The organism is Pseudomonas sp. AC083 (assembly GCF_979253165.1).
The window spans coordinates 23,473-39,619 of record NZ_CEEDDH010000015.1 but is presented as its reverse complement, the minus strand read 5'-3'; the positions used below and the strand labels follow the sequence as shown (position 1 = coordinate 39,619).

The following is a 16,147-nucleotide window of genomic DNA, read 5'->3' as shown; positions in this document are numbered from 1 at the left end:
CAATCTCGAAAAAATGTAAGGCGTTTCGCAGGAAAGATCCTACACTTCGATTCGTGCCGGATTTTTTGGATCCATTTGGCGCCCCTATATCAGGATGGAGGCAAAGTTCATGGAAACGTGGAAGGAATCACAGTTAAAACAACTGACATTTGCCAAAGGCATAGAAGCGGCGTACCCGATACTGCTGAGATTTGCCGAGAATCTGGGCTTTAACTATTGTGCGATAGCGGTCACCTCCCCCCATCGGGATGTCCATTTGAATGCCTTGCAAATCAATAACTATCCGAAAGAATGGAACATCCAGTACAACAAAGAGAACTTCCGCAATATTGATCCGGTAATAGCGCATTGCAATCATTCGGTATTGCCGATCGTCTGGGAAGAAAGAGTGTTCACCGATGCGCCAGAATTGTGGCAGGCGTTGAAGAAAAATGGACTGCAGCATGGCTGGTCGCAGGCCTTTCATGACGACACCAGCGGTTTGTGCAGCATCATCAGCCTGGCGCGCACCCACTGCCCGATCAGCCCGCTCGAACTGTATGAACATTACGGTTATCTGTTTTTTGCCAACCGACACTTCAGTGACCTGTACGCCCGCACCGTTCCCACACCAGCCAAACCCAGCAAGCCGAGGCTATCGTCCCGGGAGCTGGAGATCATGAAATTGTCCGCCATGGGCAAAACCGCTCACGATATTTCGAGAATCCTCAGCCTGAGCGAACGCACCGTTAACTATCATGTGCAAAACGTCATCGAAAAATTCAACCTCTGCAACAAGATTTCCGCAGTGATCGCCGCCGCTCGTGCCGGCATCATCTGACAGCTGAGCGTTATCGCACGGTAATCCTGCGAGTATTTAGGCGCAAAAAAACGTACCATTCAGGCCTTTCCAAGTGATGACGCAACCTGCTTGCATCGCAGTCCACTTGGTCGGATCCCGTCGCACCATCTGCCGGCAACGGGATATCTGCCGAATATCCTGAGTCCCCGCCCCATGCCCTTGCTCGAAACGCCTTTCGCCCAGCTCGACCTGATCCGCCAGCCTGAACAGCAGAATGAACCGCTGCAAGCCTTCGATGCGGCGGACGAATACCTGCTCAATCATCTCGCCAGCGAACAACCTGCGAGCAGCACCCGCGTGCTGGTGCTCAATGACAGCTTTGGCGCCTTGGCGATCAGTCTGTTGGACAAGGTCGAGGTAAGCAGCAGCGGCGACTCGTTCCTGGGTTTCGTCGGGCTGGAAAAGAATTTGCTGCGCAATGGTCAGGCGTTCGACGCGATTCGTCCGATTCCGGCCAGTGAGCCCTTGGTCGGGCCGTTTGATCGGGTGCTGATCCGCGGTCCCAAAACCCTGGCGCTGTTGGAAGAACAGCTGATCCGCCTGCAAGGACAACTCGCTCCCGGCGCGCAAGTGATCGCCGCCGCCATGGTCAAGCATCTGCCGCGCGCTGCCGGCGACCTGCTGGAGCGCTACGTTGGTCCTGTGCAGGCATCGCTGGCAGTGAAAAAGGCGCGATTGCTGATCGCCACACCTGAAAGCAAAGCGCCCGCCACATCGCCCTACCCCACTCGCTATCGCCTCGACGAACCGGCGATCGAATTGCTTAACCACGCCAATGTGTTCTGCCGCGAAGGCCTCGACATCGGCACTCGCGCGTTTCTGCCGCATCTACCGAAAAACCTTGGCCACGCGCGAGTCGCCGACCTCGGTTGCGGCAACGGTGTTCTGGCAATCGCCAGCGCCTTGCAGAACCCGGATGCGCATTACACGCTGGTCGACGAATCGTTCATGGCGGTGCAATCGGCTGCCGAGAACTGGCGCGCGGCATTGGCCGATCGCGAAGTCAGCGTGCGCGCTGGCGATGGTCTGGCCGGGCAGGCGCCGCAGTCGCTGGACGTGGTGCTGTGCAACCCGCCGTTCCATCAGCAGCAGGTGGTTGGCGATTTCCTCGCCTGGCGCATGTTCCAACAGGCGCGCGAGGCACTGGTGGTCGGCGGTGCGCTGTACATTGTCGGCAACCGGCATCTGGGCTATCACAGCAAACTGGCGCGTCTGTTTCGTGGTGTCGAGCAAGTGGCGGCGACGCCGAAATTCGTCATCCTCAAGGCGCGCAAATAAATCTGCGGCATAAAAAACCCTCCGTGAGGAGGGTCGCAAGTCCATACCCGAAGGCGCCGGGACGGGATGTTTCAGTGGGAGGTCAAACCTGCGGCATTCATGAACATGCGCATCAGGCTGGCGGCGATGAACAACACGCCGACACTGCCAACCCAGATCAGAGCCAACCAGCCGAGCCGCTGCCACAGCGGCTTTTTTTCGGCTTCTTCAATGTCGTGCAGGGAATTTTTGCCGGTCATTGCATCGATCTCCGTTAAGCCAAGGCGTCACTGCGGACGCCTTCGCGAGCAGGCTCGCTCCCACAGGGCAAGCCCCAGCATGGGATTAGTGATAACCGTCTTCGTGGGTGACCTTGCCGCGGAACACGTAGTAGCTCCAGAAGGTGTAACCGAGGATGAACGGAATGATGAACAGCGTGCCGACCAGCATGAAGCCCTGACTTTGCGGCGGCGCGGCGGCGTCCCAGATCGAGATCGACGGCGGCACGATGTTCGGCCACAGGCTGATGCCCAGACCGCTGTAGCCGAGGAAAATCAGCACCAGGGTCAGCAGGAACGGCGTGTAGTTGGCGTTACGTGCCACCGCGCGGATCAGGCCGTACAAGGTGACCAGCACCAGAATCGGCACCGGCATGAACCAGAACAGATTCGGCATGCTGAACCAGCGCGAGGCGATTTCCGGATGCGACAGAGGCGTCCACAGGCTGACGATACCAATCACTGCCAGCAGGACGAATGCCAGCGGTCGCGCCAGATCATGCATCTGTTCCTGCAATTTGCCTTCGGTTTTCATGATCAGCCAGGTGCAGCCGAGCAAGGCATAGGCCACCACCAGCGCCGCGCCGCAGAACAGCGTGAACGGCGTCAGCCAGTCCAGTGAACCACCGGCGAACTGGCGATTGACCACCGGCAGACCATCGATGAACGCTCCCAGCGCCACGCCCTGAAAGAACGTCGCCGCGATCGAACCACCGATAAATGCCTTATCCCACAGGTGACGTTTTTCATCCTTGGCCTTGAAGCGGAACTCGAAAGCCACGCCGCGAAAGATCAGGCCCATGAGCATGAAGATCAGCGGCAGGTACAGCGCCGACAACACCACCGAATAGGCCAGCGGGAAGGCGCCGAACAACGCCGCGCCACCCAGTACCAGCCAGGTTTCGTTGCCGTCCCAGACCGGGGCGACAGTGTTCATCATCACGTCGCGATCGGTCTTGCCGGGCACGAACGGGAAGAGAATGCCGATGCCCAGGTCGAAGCCGTCCATGACCACGTACATCATGATGCCGAAGATGATGATCACGGCCCAGATCAGCGGAAGATCGATACCCATGAGTCAAATCTCCTTGGTCAAGCGAGTGTTGTCTTCGTGCTCGCCCTCGGCCGGGTCGTCGGCTGCGGACAACGGACGCGCCGGGGTGCGTTTCTTGCCTGGACCACCGTCCGGTGTTTCGCTGCCTTCGCTGATCTTCGGCCCTTTGCGCACCAGGCGCATCATGTAGCCGAGACCGGCGCCGAACAGGGCGAAATAGACCACGACGAACATGATCAGGGTGATGCTCATCTGCATGAAGCTGTGGTTCGACGAAGCATCGGCAGTGCGCATCAAACCGTAGACCACCCATGGCTGACGGCCGATTTCCGTGGTGAACCAGCCGGCGAGAATCGCGATCAGACCGGACGGCCCCATCCACAACGCCAGATGCAGGAACGGCCGCGAGGTATACAGCGAGTTACGTTTGCGCAGCCACAGACTCCACAAACCGGTGAAGATCATCAGGAAACCGAGGCCGACCATGATCCGGAACGACCAGAACACGATGGTCGAATTCGGCCGGTCTTCCGGTGGGAACTCCTTCAGCGCCGGCACTTGTTTATCCAGCGAGTGGGTGAGGATCAGGCTGCCGAGGTATGGAATCTCTACGGCGAACTTGGTGCGTTCCTCTTTCATGTCCGGCCAGCCGAACAGGATCAGCGGCGTCGCTTCGTCGCCATGGTTTTCCCAGTGGCCTTCGATCGCAGCGATTTTCGCTGGCTGATGCTTGAGCGTGTTGAGGCCGTGGAAGTCGCCGATCACCGCTTGAATCGGCGCGACGATCAACGCCATCCACATGGCCATCGACAGCATGGTGCGGATCGCCGGGTTGTCTCTGCCGCGCAGCAGGTGCCAGGCCGCTGACGAACCGACGAAGAACGCCGTCGCGACGAACGCCGCCGTGGCCATGTGCATCAGCCGGTAAGGGAATGACGGGTTGAAGATGATTGCCAGCCAGTCGGTGGGGATCACCTGACCGTTGACGATTTCAAAGCCTTGCGGGGTCTGCATCCAACTGTTGGAGGCGAGAATCCAGAAGGTCGAAATCAGCGTGCCGATCGCCACCATCACCGTCGAGAAGAAGTGCAGGCCGCGCCCGACCTTGTTCCAGCCAAACAGCATCACGCCAAGGAAACCGGCCTCAAGGAAGAACGCCGTAAGTACTTCATAGGTCAGCAACGGCCCGGTGACGGCGCCGGCGAAGTCGGAGAACCGACTCCAGTTGGTGCCGAACTGATAGGCCATGACCAGCCCGGAAACCACGCCCATGCCGAAGTTGACGGCAAAAATCTTCGACCAGAAATGGTAGATATCGCGGTAGGTGTCGTTGCGGGTCTTCAGCCACAAACCTTCGAGCACTGCCAGGTAACTCGCCAGGCCGATGGTGATGGCCGGGAACAGAATGTGGAACGAGATGGTGAACGCGAACTGAATTCGGGCGAGATCGAGAGCCTCTAAACCGAACATATGGCTTCCTCTGTCAGGTGATACGGGTAGCTGGCCCGGAGGCCTGCACCACTGCCCCCACGGATATGGAGTGCGGCGAATTCGGATTCGTTCTTTTTTTGCAACCATCGCAACGCAGGGAGTCTGGCCAAATGGCCGCCAGATCAGTTCCGGTCGGGGTCTTGATCTGGATCAAGCAACGTTGAAAGAGTAGTCCCATTTTTGCCAATGAACTGCGTGGTGGTTTGCCGCGTGACAAGTTGCCTCACTCCTGTGGCGAGGGGATTTATCCCCGTTGGGTCGCGCAGCGGCCCCAAAATCTCGAAGCGACGACTGCTGCGCAGCCGAACGGGGATAAATCCCCTCACCACAATGTTCATTGTCAGCATGAAAGATCGATGTCTGGCTAACAGAATTGTTTCTCGTAGCAACTTCCTGTTACAGACTGGTGATAATCTCGCCCTTCACTCGTCCAAGACCTGCCTTCAGATGCCCACACAAGAGCCCCTGCTGTTACGTCACCATCGTCCGTTCATGGCTTTCTGGCTGGCGCGGATCTTTACCGCCAGCGGGTTCCAGATGCTTACCGTGGCAATTGGCTGGAACCTGTATCAACTGACCGGCAACGTGCTGGATCTGGGCCTGGTCGGGCTGGTCGAATTCGCCCCACGGGTGCTGTTCATGCTGCACACCGGGCATGTCGCTGATCGCTACGATCGGCGCAAGGTCGCCGCGCTTTGCCAGTCGTTGCAGGCATTGATTGCCTTGGCGCTGGCTATCGGCAGCGCCACCGATCACGTCACCCGCGAGATGATTTTCATCCTCGCCTTTCTGCTCGGCGCCGCCCGTTCGTTCGAGTTGCCGACGACTCAGGCGCTGCTGCCCAGCATCGTCCCCAGTGCGCTTTTCCCCCGCGCAGTTGCCGCCGCGCAATCGGCGCAGCAGTCGGCCACTATCGTCGCCCCGGCCTTCGGCGGTTTGCTCTATGCATTCGGCAGCGTCTGGGTCTACGGCCCGACCGTGCTGCTGTATGTGATCGCCTGTTCGCTGATGCTCAACCTGCCGGCACGCCAGACGCCATTGAATAAAGGTAAAGCCACGCTGGACTCGCTGCTGGCGGGGATTCGCTTCATCCGCAGCCGCCCGGACATCCTCGGCGCGATATCCCTGGACTTGTTCGCCGTGTTGCTCGGCGGCGCCACGGCGTTGCTGCCGGTGTTCGCCAAGGACATTCTGCTGACCGGCCCGTGGGGTCTTGGCCTGTTGCGCTCGGCGCCGGCGGTGGGTGCATTGCTGATGTCGCTGTTTCTGGCGCGATTTGCCGTGGAACGCAATGTCGGCCGGGTGATGTTCACCGCCGTCGGCATCTTCGGCGTCGCCACTATCGCGTTTGGCTTGTCGACCTCGTTCTGGTTCTCCCTGGCGGTGCTGGTGGTGCTCGGCGCAGCGGACATGATCAGCATGGTCATCCGCGCCTCGTTCGTACAACTGGAAACCCCCGACGAAATGCGCGGCCGGGTTAGCGCGGTGAACGGCCTGTTCATCGGCGCTTCGAACCAGTTGGGCGAATTCGAATCCGGCCTCACTGCCCACTGGTTCGGCACCGTGCCGGCGGTGGTGATGGGCGGGATCGGCACGCTGGTGGTGACGGGGACGTGGATCAAACTGTTTCCGACGTTGGCGAATCGGGACCGGATGCATGCGCCGGTGGAAGAGAAGGTCTGAGGTTTTTGGAAAAAACTCACCTGCTCAGCACATATCAAGCGACAACGTGCGGTACATAGTTACCGCACTGAGTGTAATGTATCGCCTTACACTCGCCGCCATGATCAAATCCTTTCAGCACAAAGGCCTTCGTGGCTTCTATGAAACAGGTACGACTCGTGGAATTCGTGCCGACCATGCAAAACGGCTGTCGCGCATGTTGCAGTTCATGGATCGAGCAACACTTCCCGGCGATCTGGACTTGCCGGGCTGGCGCCTGCATCCGTTGAAAGGCGAGCTGAGTGAATACTGGTCGCTCAGCGTTTCAGGCAACTGGCGAGTGATCTTTCGTTTTGTCGGTTCGGATATCGAATTGGTCGATTATCTGGACTACCACTGACAGGAGGCAGGCTCATGCCCATGCACAACCCGCCACACCCCGGTGAAACCCTGCTGCTGGATGTCTTGCCCGAGCTTGGTATCAGCGTGAGCGAATTGGCCCGGCACCTTGGCTTTGCACGCCCGCATCTTTCACGCGTACTGCACGGACATGCGCCAATCAGCCCGGATCTGGCAGTACGACTTGAGCGTGCAGGGATCGGCAAGGCGCGCGTTTGGCTAGGCGTCCAAACCGACTACGATCTTTGGCAAGCGGAGCACCGTGAGCAACCCATGATAGAACCCCTCGCAGCCCATGGCTGACCCGTCAGGCCATCAACTCCCCCGCCACCCTCGCCCGCAACGCCTTGCCACCAAGCTGCTCAACCAGGGTCAAGGCAAACTCCAGTGCCGCGCCCGAGCCTTGCGCGGTGATGCAGTTGCCGTCGACCACCACCGGTTGATCAACAAACGTACAGCCGGACAACTGATGGCTGGCGCCGGGCAGGCAGGTCATGCGTCGCTGGCGCAGCACGCCTGATGCTTGCAGCGCGACAGCCGGAGCTTCGCCGATGGCGGCGAACAGGCGGCCGGCGCTGGCCTGGTCCGTGAGCAACTGCTGCAAGGGCTGATGCGCCGCCAAGTGCTGGGAACCGACGGCGCCACCCGGCAGGACGATCAGGTCGAAGCTCTGCGCCAGCACATCGACGAGCATGCCGTCGGCGGTCAGCCGGGTGCCGCGTGCGCAGGTCAGCATGCGCCGGCCCTCAATGCTGGCGGCGACCACTTCGATACCGGCGCGGCGCAGCACGTCGATCAATGTCACGCTTTGCAAATCGTCGATGCCCTCGGCGAGGGCAATCAGGGCTCTGGAAGTCATGGGCGCTTTCCGCTGGGTAGTCAGTCAAGCGTAGTCAGCTTTGTCCCACCTTGTTCGCAGACAGCCGTTACTTGATGTAAAGCTGAGTCGAAAGCGTGTTGCGCGGGGCGTTGATCGAGGTGTTGCTGAAGTTGAAGGTGCCTTGCTGTTTGCCGGCCAGATCGAAGGTATAAAGAGAACCGACGGTTTTGCTGCCGGGCGTGCACTCGGTGAGATTGCCATTATCGAAGGCGCACACCGGGCCTCGGGTGCCGTTGACCTCGAAGCCATCCAGCGTCACGTGTGGCTGGTTCTGGCCATAGCCGACTTCCAGCACATAGACCTTGATATTCGGCCCGCTGTGATTGCATTGGGTTTGCGGCTGGTTATCGGCAATATCTTCCAGGCCGCAGGACGGTGACTGCACTTTGATCACCTTCACCTCGGAGAGTGGCGGCGCCGATGCCGCGAACGCCGGAGCTGTCAGCAGCAGTGCTGCAATCCATCCGAAAATCCTGATCCCGCCGTTGCGCATGCCTGCCCACTCCAAAAAATCAGCGCGCAGTATGGCGCAGTTGTCGGCTGCGCAAAACTTCGCCGACGATCGACACCAACATCCGCCAAATTCCTCACGCGGCTGGTATGATGCGCGGCTTTTTCCGGCCCACGACAATTTCCCAGGCGCTTGCGACGGTCTGTGCTTTGCTGTTGAGGTCGATACATTCACGGCGCCACGCGCGCCACGGGGAGCAGACATGCTGGAAAGGCTGTTTCAACTCAAGGCACACAACACCAACGTGCGCACCGAAATTCTTGCGGGCGTCACGACTTTCCTGGCCATGGCTTACATTCTGTTCGTCAACCCGAGCATCCTCGGCGAGACCGGCATGGACAAAGGCGCGATCTTTGTCGCCACCTGTCTGGCGGCCGCCATCGGCTCGACCGTGATGGGCCTGATCGCCAACTACCCGATCGCCCTCGCTCCGGGCATGGGCCTGAACGCCTTCTTTACCTACACCGTGGTGCTGCACATGGGCCACACCTGGCAGGTGGCGCTGGGTGCGGTGTTCATTTCCGCCGTGCTGTTTTTCCTGCTGTCGATCTTCCGCATCCGTGAATGGATCATCAACGCCATTCCACTGCCGCTGCGCTCGGCGATCGCCGCCGGTATCGGCCTGTTCCTGGCGCTGATCGCCCTGCACAACGCCGGTATCGTGGTCAGCAACCCGGCGACCATGGTCGGCCTTGGCGATCTGACCAAACCGGCGCCGATTCTGGCCACCGTCGGCTTCGCCGTGATCGTAGCTCTCGAAGCGCTGAAAGTGCGCGGCGCAGTGCTGATCGGCATTCTGGCAGTGACCATCGCCTCGATCGTGCTGAACGTCACCGAGTTCGGCGGCATCCTGTCGATGCCGCCGTCGCTGGCGCCGACCTTCCTGCAACTGGACATCAAAGGCGCACTGGACATCGGTCTGGTCAGCGTGATTTTCGCCTTCCTGTTCGTCGACCTGTTCGACAACTCCGGGACCCTGATCGGCGTCGCCAAGCGCGCCGGCCTGATGGGCAAGGACGGCCACATGCCGAAAATGGGCCGTGCGCTGATCGCCGACAGTACGGCGGCCATGGCCGGCTCGCTGCTGGGCACGTCGACCACCACCAGTTACATCGAATCCGCAGCCGGCGTCAGTGCCGGTGGCCGCACGGGCCTGACCGCCATCGTCGTGGCAATCCTGTTCCTGCTGGCGCTGTTCTTCTCGCCACTGGCGGCCAGCGTTCCGGCCTTCGCCACCGCACCAGCGCTGCTGTTCGTCGCCGTGCTGATGACTTCGGGCCTGGCGGAAATAGACTGGGACGACATCACCGTGGCGGCGCCGGTTGTGGTCACCGCACTGGCCATGCCGTTCACCTATTCGATCGCCAACGGCATCGCCTTCGGCTTCATCGCCTGGACCGCCATCAAGCTGCTGTCCGGCCGTGCCCGTGAGCTGAACCCGGCTCTGGTGATTCTGTCGATTCTGTTTGTGATCAAGTTGGGTTGGTTCAACGCATGAGTTTCGATTCCCAAGCCTACGCCGAACAACTCGAGGCCAAGGTCACGCGCTTGCGTGATCTGCTGGCATCGTTCGATGCACCCGAGCCGACGGTGTTTGACTCGCCTCTGCAGAACTTCCGCCTGCGCGCCGAATTCCGCCTGTGGCGCGAGGGCGGCGAGCGGCATTACGCGATGTTCTCTCAGGACGACAAGCGCACGCCGATACTCATCGAAGAATTCCCGATTGCCAGCCTGCGCATCAACCAGTTGATGCCGCAGTTGAAGGCCGCATGGCAAGCCAGTTCGGCGCTGAGCCACAAGCTGTTCCAGGTCGAATTTCTGACCACGCTGGCCGGCGACGCGATGATCACCCTGTGCTATCACCGTCCGCTGGACGAGCACTGGCATGCGGCAGCCACTCAGTTGTCGGCGGATCTGGGCGTGAGCATCATCGGCCGCTCCAAAGGCAAGCGCGAAGTGCTCGGTCAGGACTATGTCGTCGAGAAACTCGAAGTCGGCGGTCGCACCTTCAGCTATCGCCAGCCCGAGGGCGCGTTCACCCAGCCCAACGGCACGGTGAACCAGAAGATGCTCAATTGGGCATACGAAGCCTTGGGCGATCGCAGCGACGATCTGCTCGAGTTGTACTGCGGCAACGGCAACTTCACCCTGCCGCTGGCGACTCGCGTGCGCAAAGTGCTCGCCACCGAGATCAGCAAGACTTCGGTCAACGCGGCCCTGAGCAATCTCAGCGAAAACGCTGTGGATAACGTCACGCTGGTGCGTTTGTCCGCCGAGGAGCTGACCGAAGCGCTCAACGAAGTGCGCCCGTTCCGTCGCCTGCACGGCATCGATCTGAAGAGCTACGAATTCGGCAGCGTCTTCGTCGACCCACCGCGCGCCGGCATGGACCCGGACACCTGCGAACTGACCCGGCGCTTCGACAATATCCTCTACATTTCCTGCAACCCGGACACCCTGGCGGCCAACATCGCCCAGTTGCATGACACCCACCGCATTACCAAGTGCGCGATGTTTGACCAGTTCCCGTGGACACATCACATGGAATCCGGTGTGCTGCTGACCCGGCGTTGATTGCGGGTAGCGGATACGGAAAAGCCGTCGTGATTGACGGCTTTTTTGTGGGTGCTATGGCGCGATATCCGTTTTGCGTGGACGCCCGCCTTTTTTGCCATTGGCTCGCGCTGCCGCAGATTTCGCAGCGCTGCTTTGACGCCCGTTGCGCGAGGCGACGACCGACGCTGCCACCCGCATAAGCGGCGGGCTCGCTGAAATCATTCCGGCAATGGAAATATCCAGATCCTTGCCCTCATGGCACAGTGCAGTGCCGCCGAGGCCGATCGTCAGGCTTGCATAATCGGCCGCTTCAAACCCCGCGAATTCGGGATACAGCTTCACCGGAAGCAACACACCGCTGCCGTCCTCGAAACGAATGACCAAAGAGGATTCTTCGAAGCTCACTGACACGGCCTGCAAACTATTGGCCTGTCGTGCTTCGCCAAGTGTGATGGCGGCATCGAGCATCTCTTCCGTCAGGGGGCGATGCACCGACGGTTTTGCCTTGATGACTTTCATAATTCGATCTCAACTCCTTCCAACTTGCCGATCAAGGACAGCAGCACCTTGTCTTCATCGGGGTCATAGCGCGCCGAAGGCTAGCGTGGTCATCCGTTCCGGAACAGCGGCAGGAGCAGAAAAAGAGTAAGCAAAGTTCTCACGGCTCGCCTGATTGCGCGCCTGTGCGATCACCGAACACAAAACGCCTTGGTCATTTCTCGGCAATTGACCGATGTAACCATCTAGTACATTTTATCTCCACAGGCCGGAACCTCTCGGCCAATGCCAAAAACAATAAGTGGAGTTCCCCCATGTCCCCTACCGTTCTGGTGCTTAACGGCCCGAACCTGAACCTGCTCGGCACTCGCGAGCCGGCGACTTATGGTCATGAAACCCTGGCGGATATTTCGGCGTTGTGTGGTCGCGCGGCTGACGAGTTCGGTCTGACCGTGGAGTTTCGCCAGACCAATCATGAAGGCGAGCTGCTCGACTGGATTCACGCCGCCCGCGGTCGTTGTGCCGGGATCGTGATCAATCCGGCGGCGTGGACGCACACGTCCGTGGCGATCCGCGATGCGCTGGTCGCCAGTGAACTGCCGGTGATCGAGGTGCATCTGTCCAACGTGCATGCCCGCGAGCCGTTCCGTCATCACTCGTTTGTTTCCGGCATTGCCACGGCGGTGATGTGCGGGTTCGGCAGCCATGGCTATCGCCTGGCGCTGGAGCATTTCAGTCAGCGGTTGCAGAGGTAAGAACCATGTCGCGTTCCAAGGTGATACTCGCCGGGCTGATCGGCGCCGGGATTCAGGCTTCACGTACACCGGCACTGCATGAGCACGAAGGTGATGCGCAGGGCCTGCGCTATCTGTACCAGCTCATCGACCTCGATCCATTGCGCCTCGACAGCACGGCTCTGCCCGACTTGCTGCAAGCGGCGGAGCGGATGAATTACACCGGACTGAACATCACTTTCCCGTGCAAACAGGCCGTCATCCCGCTGCTCGACGAATTGTCCCCGGAAGCACGCGGTATCGGCGCGGTCAACACCGTGGTGCTGAAGGACGGCAAGCGTGTCGGCCACAACACCGATTGCCTCGGTTTCGCCGAGGGTTTTCGCCGGGGTCTGACAGACGCTGCCCGAGAACGTGTAGTCCAGATGGGCGCCGGTGGGGCTGGCGCGGCAGTGGCCCACGCGCTGCTCAGCGAAGGCGTACGGCAATTGACGATTTTTGATGTCGACCGCGAGCGTGCCGAGAGCCTGGCAAACAATCTCAATCAACATTTTGGCGCCAGTCGCGCGCAGGCCGGAGCGGATTTGCCCAGGGCGCTGGCGCAGGCCGATGGTCTGGTCAACACCACGCCGATGGGCATGGCCAAGCTGCCGGGTTCACCGGTGCCGGCCGGGTTGCTGCGCAGGGAAATGTGGGTCGCGGAGATTGTGTATTTCCCGCTGGAAACCGAACTGCTGCGCGACGCCCGCAATTTGGGCTGCCGCACCCTGGATGGCGGCAACATGGCGGTGTTTCAGGCGGTGAAGGCGTTTGAATTGTTCAGCGGCGTGGTGCCGGATGCGCAGCGCATGCTTGAGCATTTTCAAAGCATGAATGGCTGAACAACAGGGTAACTCTGTGAGAGCGAGCCTGCTCGCGAAGGCGTCGATTCAGTCAACGAACAGGGCGACTGACACACCGCTTTCGCGAGCAGGCTCGCTCCCACAGGGAGACCGATTCAGGCCTTCAGGTAGCGCAACACCGATTCGCAGATCATCTCGCGGTGGCGCTGCTTGATCGTTTCGTCCGGCAGGTCGATCTGGAAGATTTCTCCCAGCGTGTGGCGGTTCGACACGCGATAGAAGCAAAACGAACTGATCAGCAGGTGCACGTCCAGCGCATCGATGCCACGCCGGAACAAACCTTCGTCCGCGCCTCGTTGCAGAATCCCGCCCAAGGTGTCGAGGATCGTGTTGTTCAGCGCCTTGATCGCATCGGAACGCTTTACGTACTCGGCGTTGTGGATGTTTTCGATGCTGACGATGCGCACGAAATCGACGTTGTGGTCATGGTGATCGAAGGTGAATTCCACCAGTCGACGGATCGCCAGCTCGGGCAGCAGCTCGTCCAGGTGCAGGCGGTTTTCCGTGCTGCGGATATCGCCGTAAAGCTTCTCCAGCACCTCGACGTACAACTGCTCCTTGCTGCCGAAGTAGTAATAGATCATGCGCTTGGAGGTGTGGATGCGCTCGGCGATCGCGTCGACGCGGGCGCCGGACAAGCCCTGCTGGACGAACTCGACGATCGCCTCCTGCAGAATGTTCTCGCGGGTCTTTTCCGGATTGTTCTTGCGACTCTTGCGCGGCACTGCCTCGGACTCGACAGCAGCGGCGGAAAGTTCTGAATTCATGGTCATCGCGGGCTCACGGCCATCACTGCACAAGCGGCGATTATGGGCCGCGCGGGACAGTGAAGGAAGCCGCGCAGCCGGTGTTTGATCCCGCGTTTACGAATTCCCTACAACTTCGCCTGACGCACCGCACCACTGCGCGATTTGGCCATCGCCGCCAGCCGCACCGCGACGTTGGCCGCGCCGTAGCCGGCATAGCCATTCTTGCGCTGAATGATCTCGAAAAAGAAACGCCCTTCGAACGGCTCGGTGTAGACATGAAACAACTCGCCGCCCTGGGCATCACGGTCGTAGAGCACGTTGTAATAGGCCAGTTCGCTGAGGAATTCATCGTCGAAATCGAAACGCGCCGCAAGGTCGTCGTAGTAATTCAGCGGGATGTCCAGCAGCGGCACACCAGCCTCCTTGGCGCGACTGACCTGGGCGAAGATGTCGTCACAATCGAAGGCGATGTGGTGCACACCGGAGCCGCGATAACTCGACAGCGCATGAGAAATGGCGGTGTTTCGGTTCTCGGAGATGTTCAGCGGCAGCCGGATCGAGCTGTCGCGACTGCGCAGTGCGCGGCTCTTCACCAGACCGTACGGATCGGGCAAGACCACTTCATCGTCGGCCTCGAAATCCAGCAGGCTTTTGTAGAACAGCACCCAACTGTCGAGGCTGTCCGCCGGCAGCGCCATGGCCATGTGATCGATACGCTTGAGGCCGCCGCCGGTCTGCGCGTCGGGCAACAGATTGAAATCGGTGCCGTACACGTCGGCGTCCGCATCGACCAGATAAATCAGGCTGCCGTCCGGTGCGCGCACCGCCGCCAGCTCCAGTTCATTCGGCCCGACCAGCCCGCGATAGGGCTGCCCCTTGTAAGCGACCGCGCGGGCCAGCGCACTGGCGCTGTCCTTGACCCGCACGGCCGTGGCGCACAGCGACGGGCCGTGGGCTTCGAAAAAGCTGTGGGCGAACGAATACGGCTCGGAGTTGAGGATCAGGTTGATATCGCCCTGACGCAGCAGGCTGACGCTCTTGGAGCGATGCTGCCCGGCCTTGGCAAAACCGAGGCGTTGCAGCCAGTGACTGAGCTTCGCGCCCAGCGCTTCGTCGACGGCAAACTCAAGAAATTCCACACCGTTGTATTCGCTGGCCGGCGGCGTTTCGAAAAGAATGTCACGGTTGGCCACCGGCGGCGCTTCCTGCTCGAGACGCTGGCGGGTCTTCTCTTCCAGATACAGCAGCGAGCGCAAACCGTCGGCGGCGTTGGCCCGTGGCGGCGCGGCGCGGAAGCCGTCGTTGAAGATTTCCAGCGACAGCGGCCCGGTATAGCCACTCTTGATGATCGGCGCGAGGAAACCCGGCAGATCGAATTCGCCCTGCCCCGGGAAACAGCGGAAATGCCGGCTCCACTCCAGCACATCCATGGCCAGGATCGGCGCGTCGGCCATTTGCACGAAGAAGATCTTGTCGCCGGGAATGTCGGCGATCGCGCTGGGATCGCCCTTCAGCGACAGAGTGTGAAAGCTGTCGAGCAGCACGCCGAGGTTGGGGTGATCAGCCTGACGGACGATGTCCCAGACCTGTTGATAAGTATTGACGTGACGGCCCCACGCCAGCGCTTCGTAACCGATGCGCAAGCCACGGGCGCCGGCGCGTTCGGCCAGCAGGCGCAAATCATCGACGAGGATTTGCTGATCGCCGACACTGTCCGGCGAGGCGTTGCTGCAGACCAGCACCAGGTCGGTGCCAAGTTCCTGCATCAGATCGAATTTGCGCTCGGCACGCTCGAGGTTGCGCGCCAGGCGATCGCGGCGGCAGCCTTCGAAGTCACGGAACGGCTGAAACAGGGTGATGGCGATCCCCAGATCGGCGCACATCTGTTTAATTTCCCGTGGGCTGCCGTCGTAGTACAGGAGGTCGTTTTCGAAAATCTCCACGCCGTCGAACCCGGCGGCGGCAATGGCTTCGAGTTTTTCCGGCAGGGTGCCGCTCAAGGAAACGGTGGCAATGGAACGCTGCATGTTTCAACTCCCGGACTGCGCCGCTTTATCTTTACTGTAGGAGCTGCCGAAGGCTGCGATCGTTTGATCTTGATTACCAAAACAGCAAAATCAAAAGATCGCAGCCTTCGGCAGCTCCTACCGGGGAATGGGTTTTTATAGTGAGGGAAATTATTGGCTGCATCCCTGCGCGCAGCAATTTAAAGTGTACTACCCGGTTAGTTTTGCGTGCGATTATCGAACACTAAGGCGATTTGGCGAATTGACGATTTTTTGTTCACTGCCCAACATCGGTTGCACATCGAGTCCGGCCACTAACCACCGGGCAA

17 protein-coding genes are annotated in these 16,147 nt (G+C 60.1%); 9 read left to right on the top strand and 8 right to left on the bottom strand.

Going from position 1 to position 16,147, the window contains the following annotated elements:
• The first annotated feature begins 109 nt into the window (after positions 1 to 109).
• Together AC0IXA_RS20195 and AC0IXA_RS20190 are read left to right on the top strand one after the other, a co-directional pair.
• Positions 110 to 820 (top strand): autoinducer binding domain-containing protein, encoded by a 711-nt coding sequence (locus tag AC0IXA_RS20195; protein WP_471814388.1) that lies wholly within the window; start codon positions 110 to 112, stop codon positions 818 to 820.
• A 174-nt stretch (positions 821 to 994) separates the two neighbouring features.
• Complete coding sequence (locus AC0IXA_RS20190) at positions 995 to 2,119, top strand: methyltransferase (RefSeq protein ID WP_471814387.1); 1,125 nt, start codon at positions 995 to 997, stop codon at positions 2,117 to 2,119.
• Between the two features lie 71 nt (positions 2,120 to 2,190).
• Here AC0IXA_RS20190 and AC0IXA_RS20185 read toward each other — a convergent pair whose 3' ends face one another.
• The 3 genes from AC0IXA_RS20185 to AC0IXA_RS20175 form a co-directional block, all read right to left on the bottom strand.
• Positions 2,191 to 2,358: a DUF2474 domain-containing protein gene (locus AC0IXA_RS20185; protein ID WP_471814386.1), complete on the bottom strand. Its 168-nt coding sequence runs from the start codon at positions 2,356 to 2,358 to the stop codon at positions 2,191 to 2,193.
• Positions 2,359 to 2,443: 85 nt separating this feature from the next.
• Positions 2,444 to 3,451, bottom strand: coding sequence for a cytochrome d ubiquinol oxidase subunit II (gene cydB / locus AC0IXA_RS20180; protein WP_016773089.1), 1,008 nt, complete (start codon positions 3,449 to 3,451; stop codon positions 2,444 to 2,446).
• Between the two features lie 3 nt (positions 3,452 to 3,454).
• Positions 3,455 to 4,900, bottom strand: a complete 1,446-nt coding sequence (locus AC0IXA_RS20175) for a cytochrome ubiquinol oxidase subunit I (RefSeq protein WP_471814385.1) — start codon at positions 4,898 to 4,900, stop codon at positions 3,455 to 3,457.
• Positions 4,901 to 5,368: 468 nt separating this feature from the next.
• Here AC0IXA_RS20175 and AC0IXA_RS20170 point away from each other — a divergent pair, with 468 nt between their 5' ends.
• From AC0IXA_RS20170 to AC0IXA_RS20160, 3 genes are all read left to right on the top strand, one after another.
• Complete coding sequence (locus AC0IXA_RS20170) at positions 5,369 to 6,604, top strand: MFS transporter (RefSeq protein ID WP_471814384.1); 1,236 nt, start codon at positions 5,369 to 5,371, stop codon at positions 6,602 to 6,604.
• A gap of 100 nt (positions 6,605 to 6,704) precedes the next feature.
• Complete coding sequence (locus tag AC0IXA_RS20165) at positions 6,705 to 6,983, top strand: type II toxin-antitoxin system RelE/ParE family toxin (protein WP_038861219.1); 279 nt, start codon at positions 6,705 to 6,707, stop codon at positions 6,981 to 6,983.
• Between the two features lie 14 nt (positions 6,984 to 6,997).
• Positions 6,998 to 7,285 (top strand): HigA family addiction module antitoxin, encoded by a 288-nt coding sequence (locus AC0IXA_RS20160; RefSeq protein ID WP_016773085.1) that lies wholly within the window; start codon positions 6,998 to 7,000, stop codon positions 7,283 to 7,285.
• Positions 7,286 to 7,289: 4 nt separating this feature from the next.
• Here the strand turns inward: AC0IXA_RS20160 and AC0IXA_RS20155 are convergent, their stop codons facing one another.
• Both AC0IXA_RS20155 and AC0IXA_RS20150 read right to left on the bottom strand, forming a co-directional pair.
• On the bottom strand, positions 7,290 to 7,841 hold the full coding sequence (locus tag AC0IXA_RS20155; protein WP_471814383.1) for a DJ-1 family glyoxalase III: 552 nt from the start codon (positions 7,839 to 7,841) through the stop codon (positions 7,290 to 7,292).
• Positions 7,842 to 7,908: 67 nt separating this feature from the next.
• Positions 7,909 to 8,355, bottom strand: coding sequence for a DUF4879 domain-containing protein (locus AC0IXA_RS20150; protein ID WP_341639295.1), 447 nt, complete (start codon positions 8,353 to 8,355; stop codon positions 7,909 to 7,911).
• Between the two features lie 220 nt (positions 8,356 to 8,575).
• On the opposite strand from AC0IXA_RS20150, the gene AC0IXA_RS20145 reads away from it, so the two are divergent.
• Both AC0IXA_RS20145 and trmA read left to right on the top strand, forming a co-directional pair.
• On the top strand, positions 8,576 to 9,871 hold the full coding sequence (locus tag AC0IXA_RS20145; RefSeq protein ID WP_071173664.1) for an NCS2 family permease: 1,296 nt from the start codon (positions 8,576 to 8,578) through the stop codon (positions 9,869 to 9,871).
• Positions 9,868 to 10,947, top strand: coding sequence for a tRNA (uridine(54)-C5)-methyltransferase TrmA (gene trmA / locus AC0IXA_RS20140; RefSeq protein ID WP_123443299.1), 1,080 nt, complete (start codon positions 9,868 to 9,870; stop codon positions 10,945 to 10,947). Before AC0IXA_RS20145 ends, trmA begins: the two co-directional genes overlap by 4 nt.
• Positions 10,948 to 11,001: 54 nt before the next feature.
• Here the strand turns inward: trmA and AC0IXA_RS20135 are convergent, their stop codons facing one another.
• Positions 11,002 to 11,448, bottom strand: a complete 447-nt coding sequence (locus tag AC0IXA_RS20135; protein WP_471814382.1) for a DUF2442 domain-containing protein — start codon at positions 11,446 to 11,448, stop codon at positions 11,002 to 11,004.
• A 293-nt stretch (positions 11,449 to 11,741) separates the two neighbouring features.
• On the opposite strand from AC0IXA_RS20135, the gene aroQ reads away from it, so the two are divergent.
• A complete protein-coding gene (gene aroQ, locus AC0IXA_RS20130; RefSeq protein ID WP_016773081.1) occupies positions 11,742 to 12,182 on the top strand; it encodes a type II 3-dehydroquinate dehydratase in 441 nt (146 codons plus the stop codon).
• 5 nt (positions 12,183 to 12,187) lie between these two features.
• Positions 12,188 to 13,042, top strand: a complete 855-nt coding sequence (locus AC0IXA_RS20125) for a shikimate dehydrogenase (protein WP_471814381.1) — start codon at positions 12,188 to 12,190, stop codon at positions 13,040 to 13,042.
• Positions 13,043 to 13,158: 116 nt separating this feature from the next.
• Here AC0IXA_RS20125 and AC0IXA_RS20120 read toward each other — a convergent pair whose 3' ends face one another.
• Complete coding sequence (locus AC0IXA_RS20120; protein WP_471814380.1) at positions 13,159 to 13,836, bottom strand: TetR/AcrR family transcriptional regulator; 678 nt, start codon at positions 13,834 to 13,836, stop codon at positions 13,159 to 13,161.
• 101 nt (positions 13,837 to 13,937) lie between these two features.
• Positions 13,938 to 15,839 carry a 3-dehydroshikimate dehydratase QuiC gene (gene quiC, locus AC0IXA_RS20115; protein WP_024014416.1) on the bottom strand — a complete coding sequence of 634 codons (1,902 nt, stop codon included), beginning with the start codon at positions 15,837 to 15,839 and terminating at the stop codon, positions 13,938 to 13,940.
• Between the last annotated feature and the right edge of the window lie 308 nt (positions 15,840 to 16,147).

Bases quoted from the DNA above. Each gene is read 5' to 3' on its own strand.
- AC0IXA_RS20135 (WP_471814382.1), bottom strand. From the start codon at position 11,448: ATGAAAGTCATCAAGGCAAAACCGTCGGTGCATCGCCCCCTGACGGAA.
- AC0IXA_RS20165 (WP_038861219.1), top strand. From the start codon at position 6,705: ATGATCAAATCCTTTCAGCACAAAGGCCTTCGTGGCTTCTATGAAACA.
- AC0IXA_RS20120 (WP_471814380.1), bottom strand. From the start codon at position 13,836: ATGACCATGAATTCAGAACTTTCCGCCGCTGCTGTCGAGTCCGAGGCA.
- AC0IXA_RS20125 (WP_471814381.1), top strand. From the start codon at position 12,188: ATGTCGCGTTCCAAGGTGATACTCGCCGGGCTGATCGGCGCCGGGATT.
- quiC (WP_024014416.1), bottom strand. From the start codon at position 15,839: ATGCAGCGTTCCATTGCCACCGTTTCCTTGAGCGGCACCCTGCCGGAA.
- AC0IXA_RS20170 (WP_471814384.1), top strand. From the start codon at position 5,369: ATGCCCACACAAGAGCCCCTGCTGTTACGTCACCATCGTCCGTTCATG.
- trmA (WP_123443299.1), top strand. From the start codon at position 9,868: ATGAGTTTCGATTCCCAAGCCTACGCCGAACAACTCGAGGCCAAGGTC.
- cydB (WP_016773089.1), bottom strand. From the start codon at position 3,451: ATGGGTATCGATCTTCCGCTGATCTGGGCCGTGATCATCATCTTCGGC.
- AC0IXA_RS20155 (WP_471814383.1), bottom strand. From the start codon at position 7,841: ATGACTTCCAGAGCCCTGATTGCCCTCGCCGAGGGCATCGACGATTTG.
- AC0IXA_RS20160 (WP_016773085.1), top strand. From the start codon at position 6,998: ATGCCCATGCACAACCCGCCACACCCCGGTGAAACCCTGCTGCTGGAT.
- AC0IXA_RS20145 (WP_071173664.1), top strand. From the start codon at position 8,576: ATGCTGGAAAGGCTGTTTCAACTCAAGGCACACAACACCAACGTGCGC.
- aroQ (WP_016773081.1), top strand. From the start codon at position 11,742: ATGTCCCCTACCGTTCTGGTGCTTAACGGCCCGAACCTGAACCTGCTC.
- AC0IXA_RS20190 (WP_471814387.1), top strand. From the start codon at position 995: ATGCCCTTGCTCGAAACGCCTTTCGCCCAGCTCGACCTGATCCGCCAG.
- AC0IXA_RS20185 (WP_471814386.1), bottom strand. From the start codon at position 2,358: ATGACCGGCAAAAATTCCCTGCACGACATTGAAGAAGCCGAAAAAAAG.
- AC0IXA_RS20195 (WP_471814388.1), top strand. From the start codon at position 110: ATGGAAACGTGGAAGGAATCACAGTTAAAACAACTGACATTTGCCAAA.
- AC0IXA_RS20175 (WP_471814385.1), bottom strand. From the start codon at position 4,900: ATGTTCGGTTTAGAGGCTCTCGATCTCGCCCGAATTCAGTTCGCGTTC.
- AC0IXA_RS20150 (WP_341639295.1), bottom strand. From the start codon at position 8,355: ATGCGCAACGGCGGGATCAGGATTTTCGGATGGATTGCAGCACTGCTG.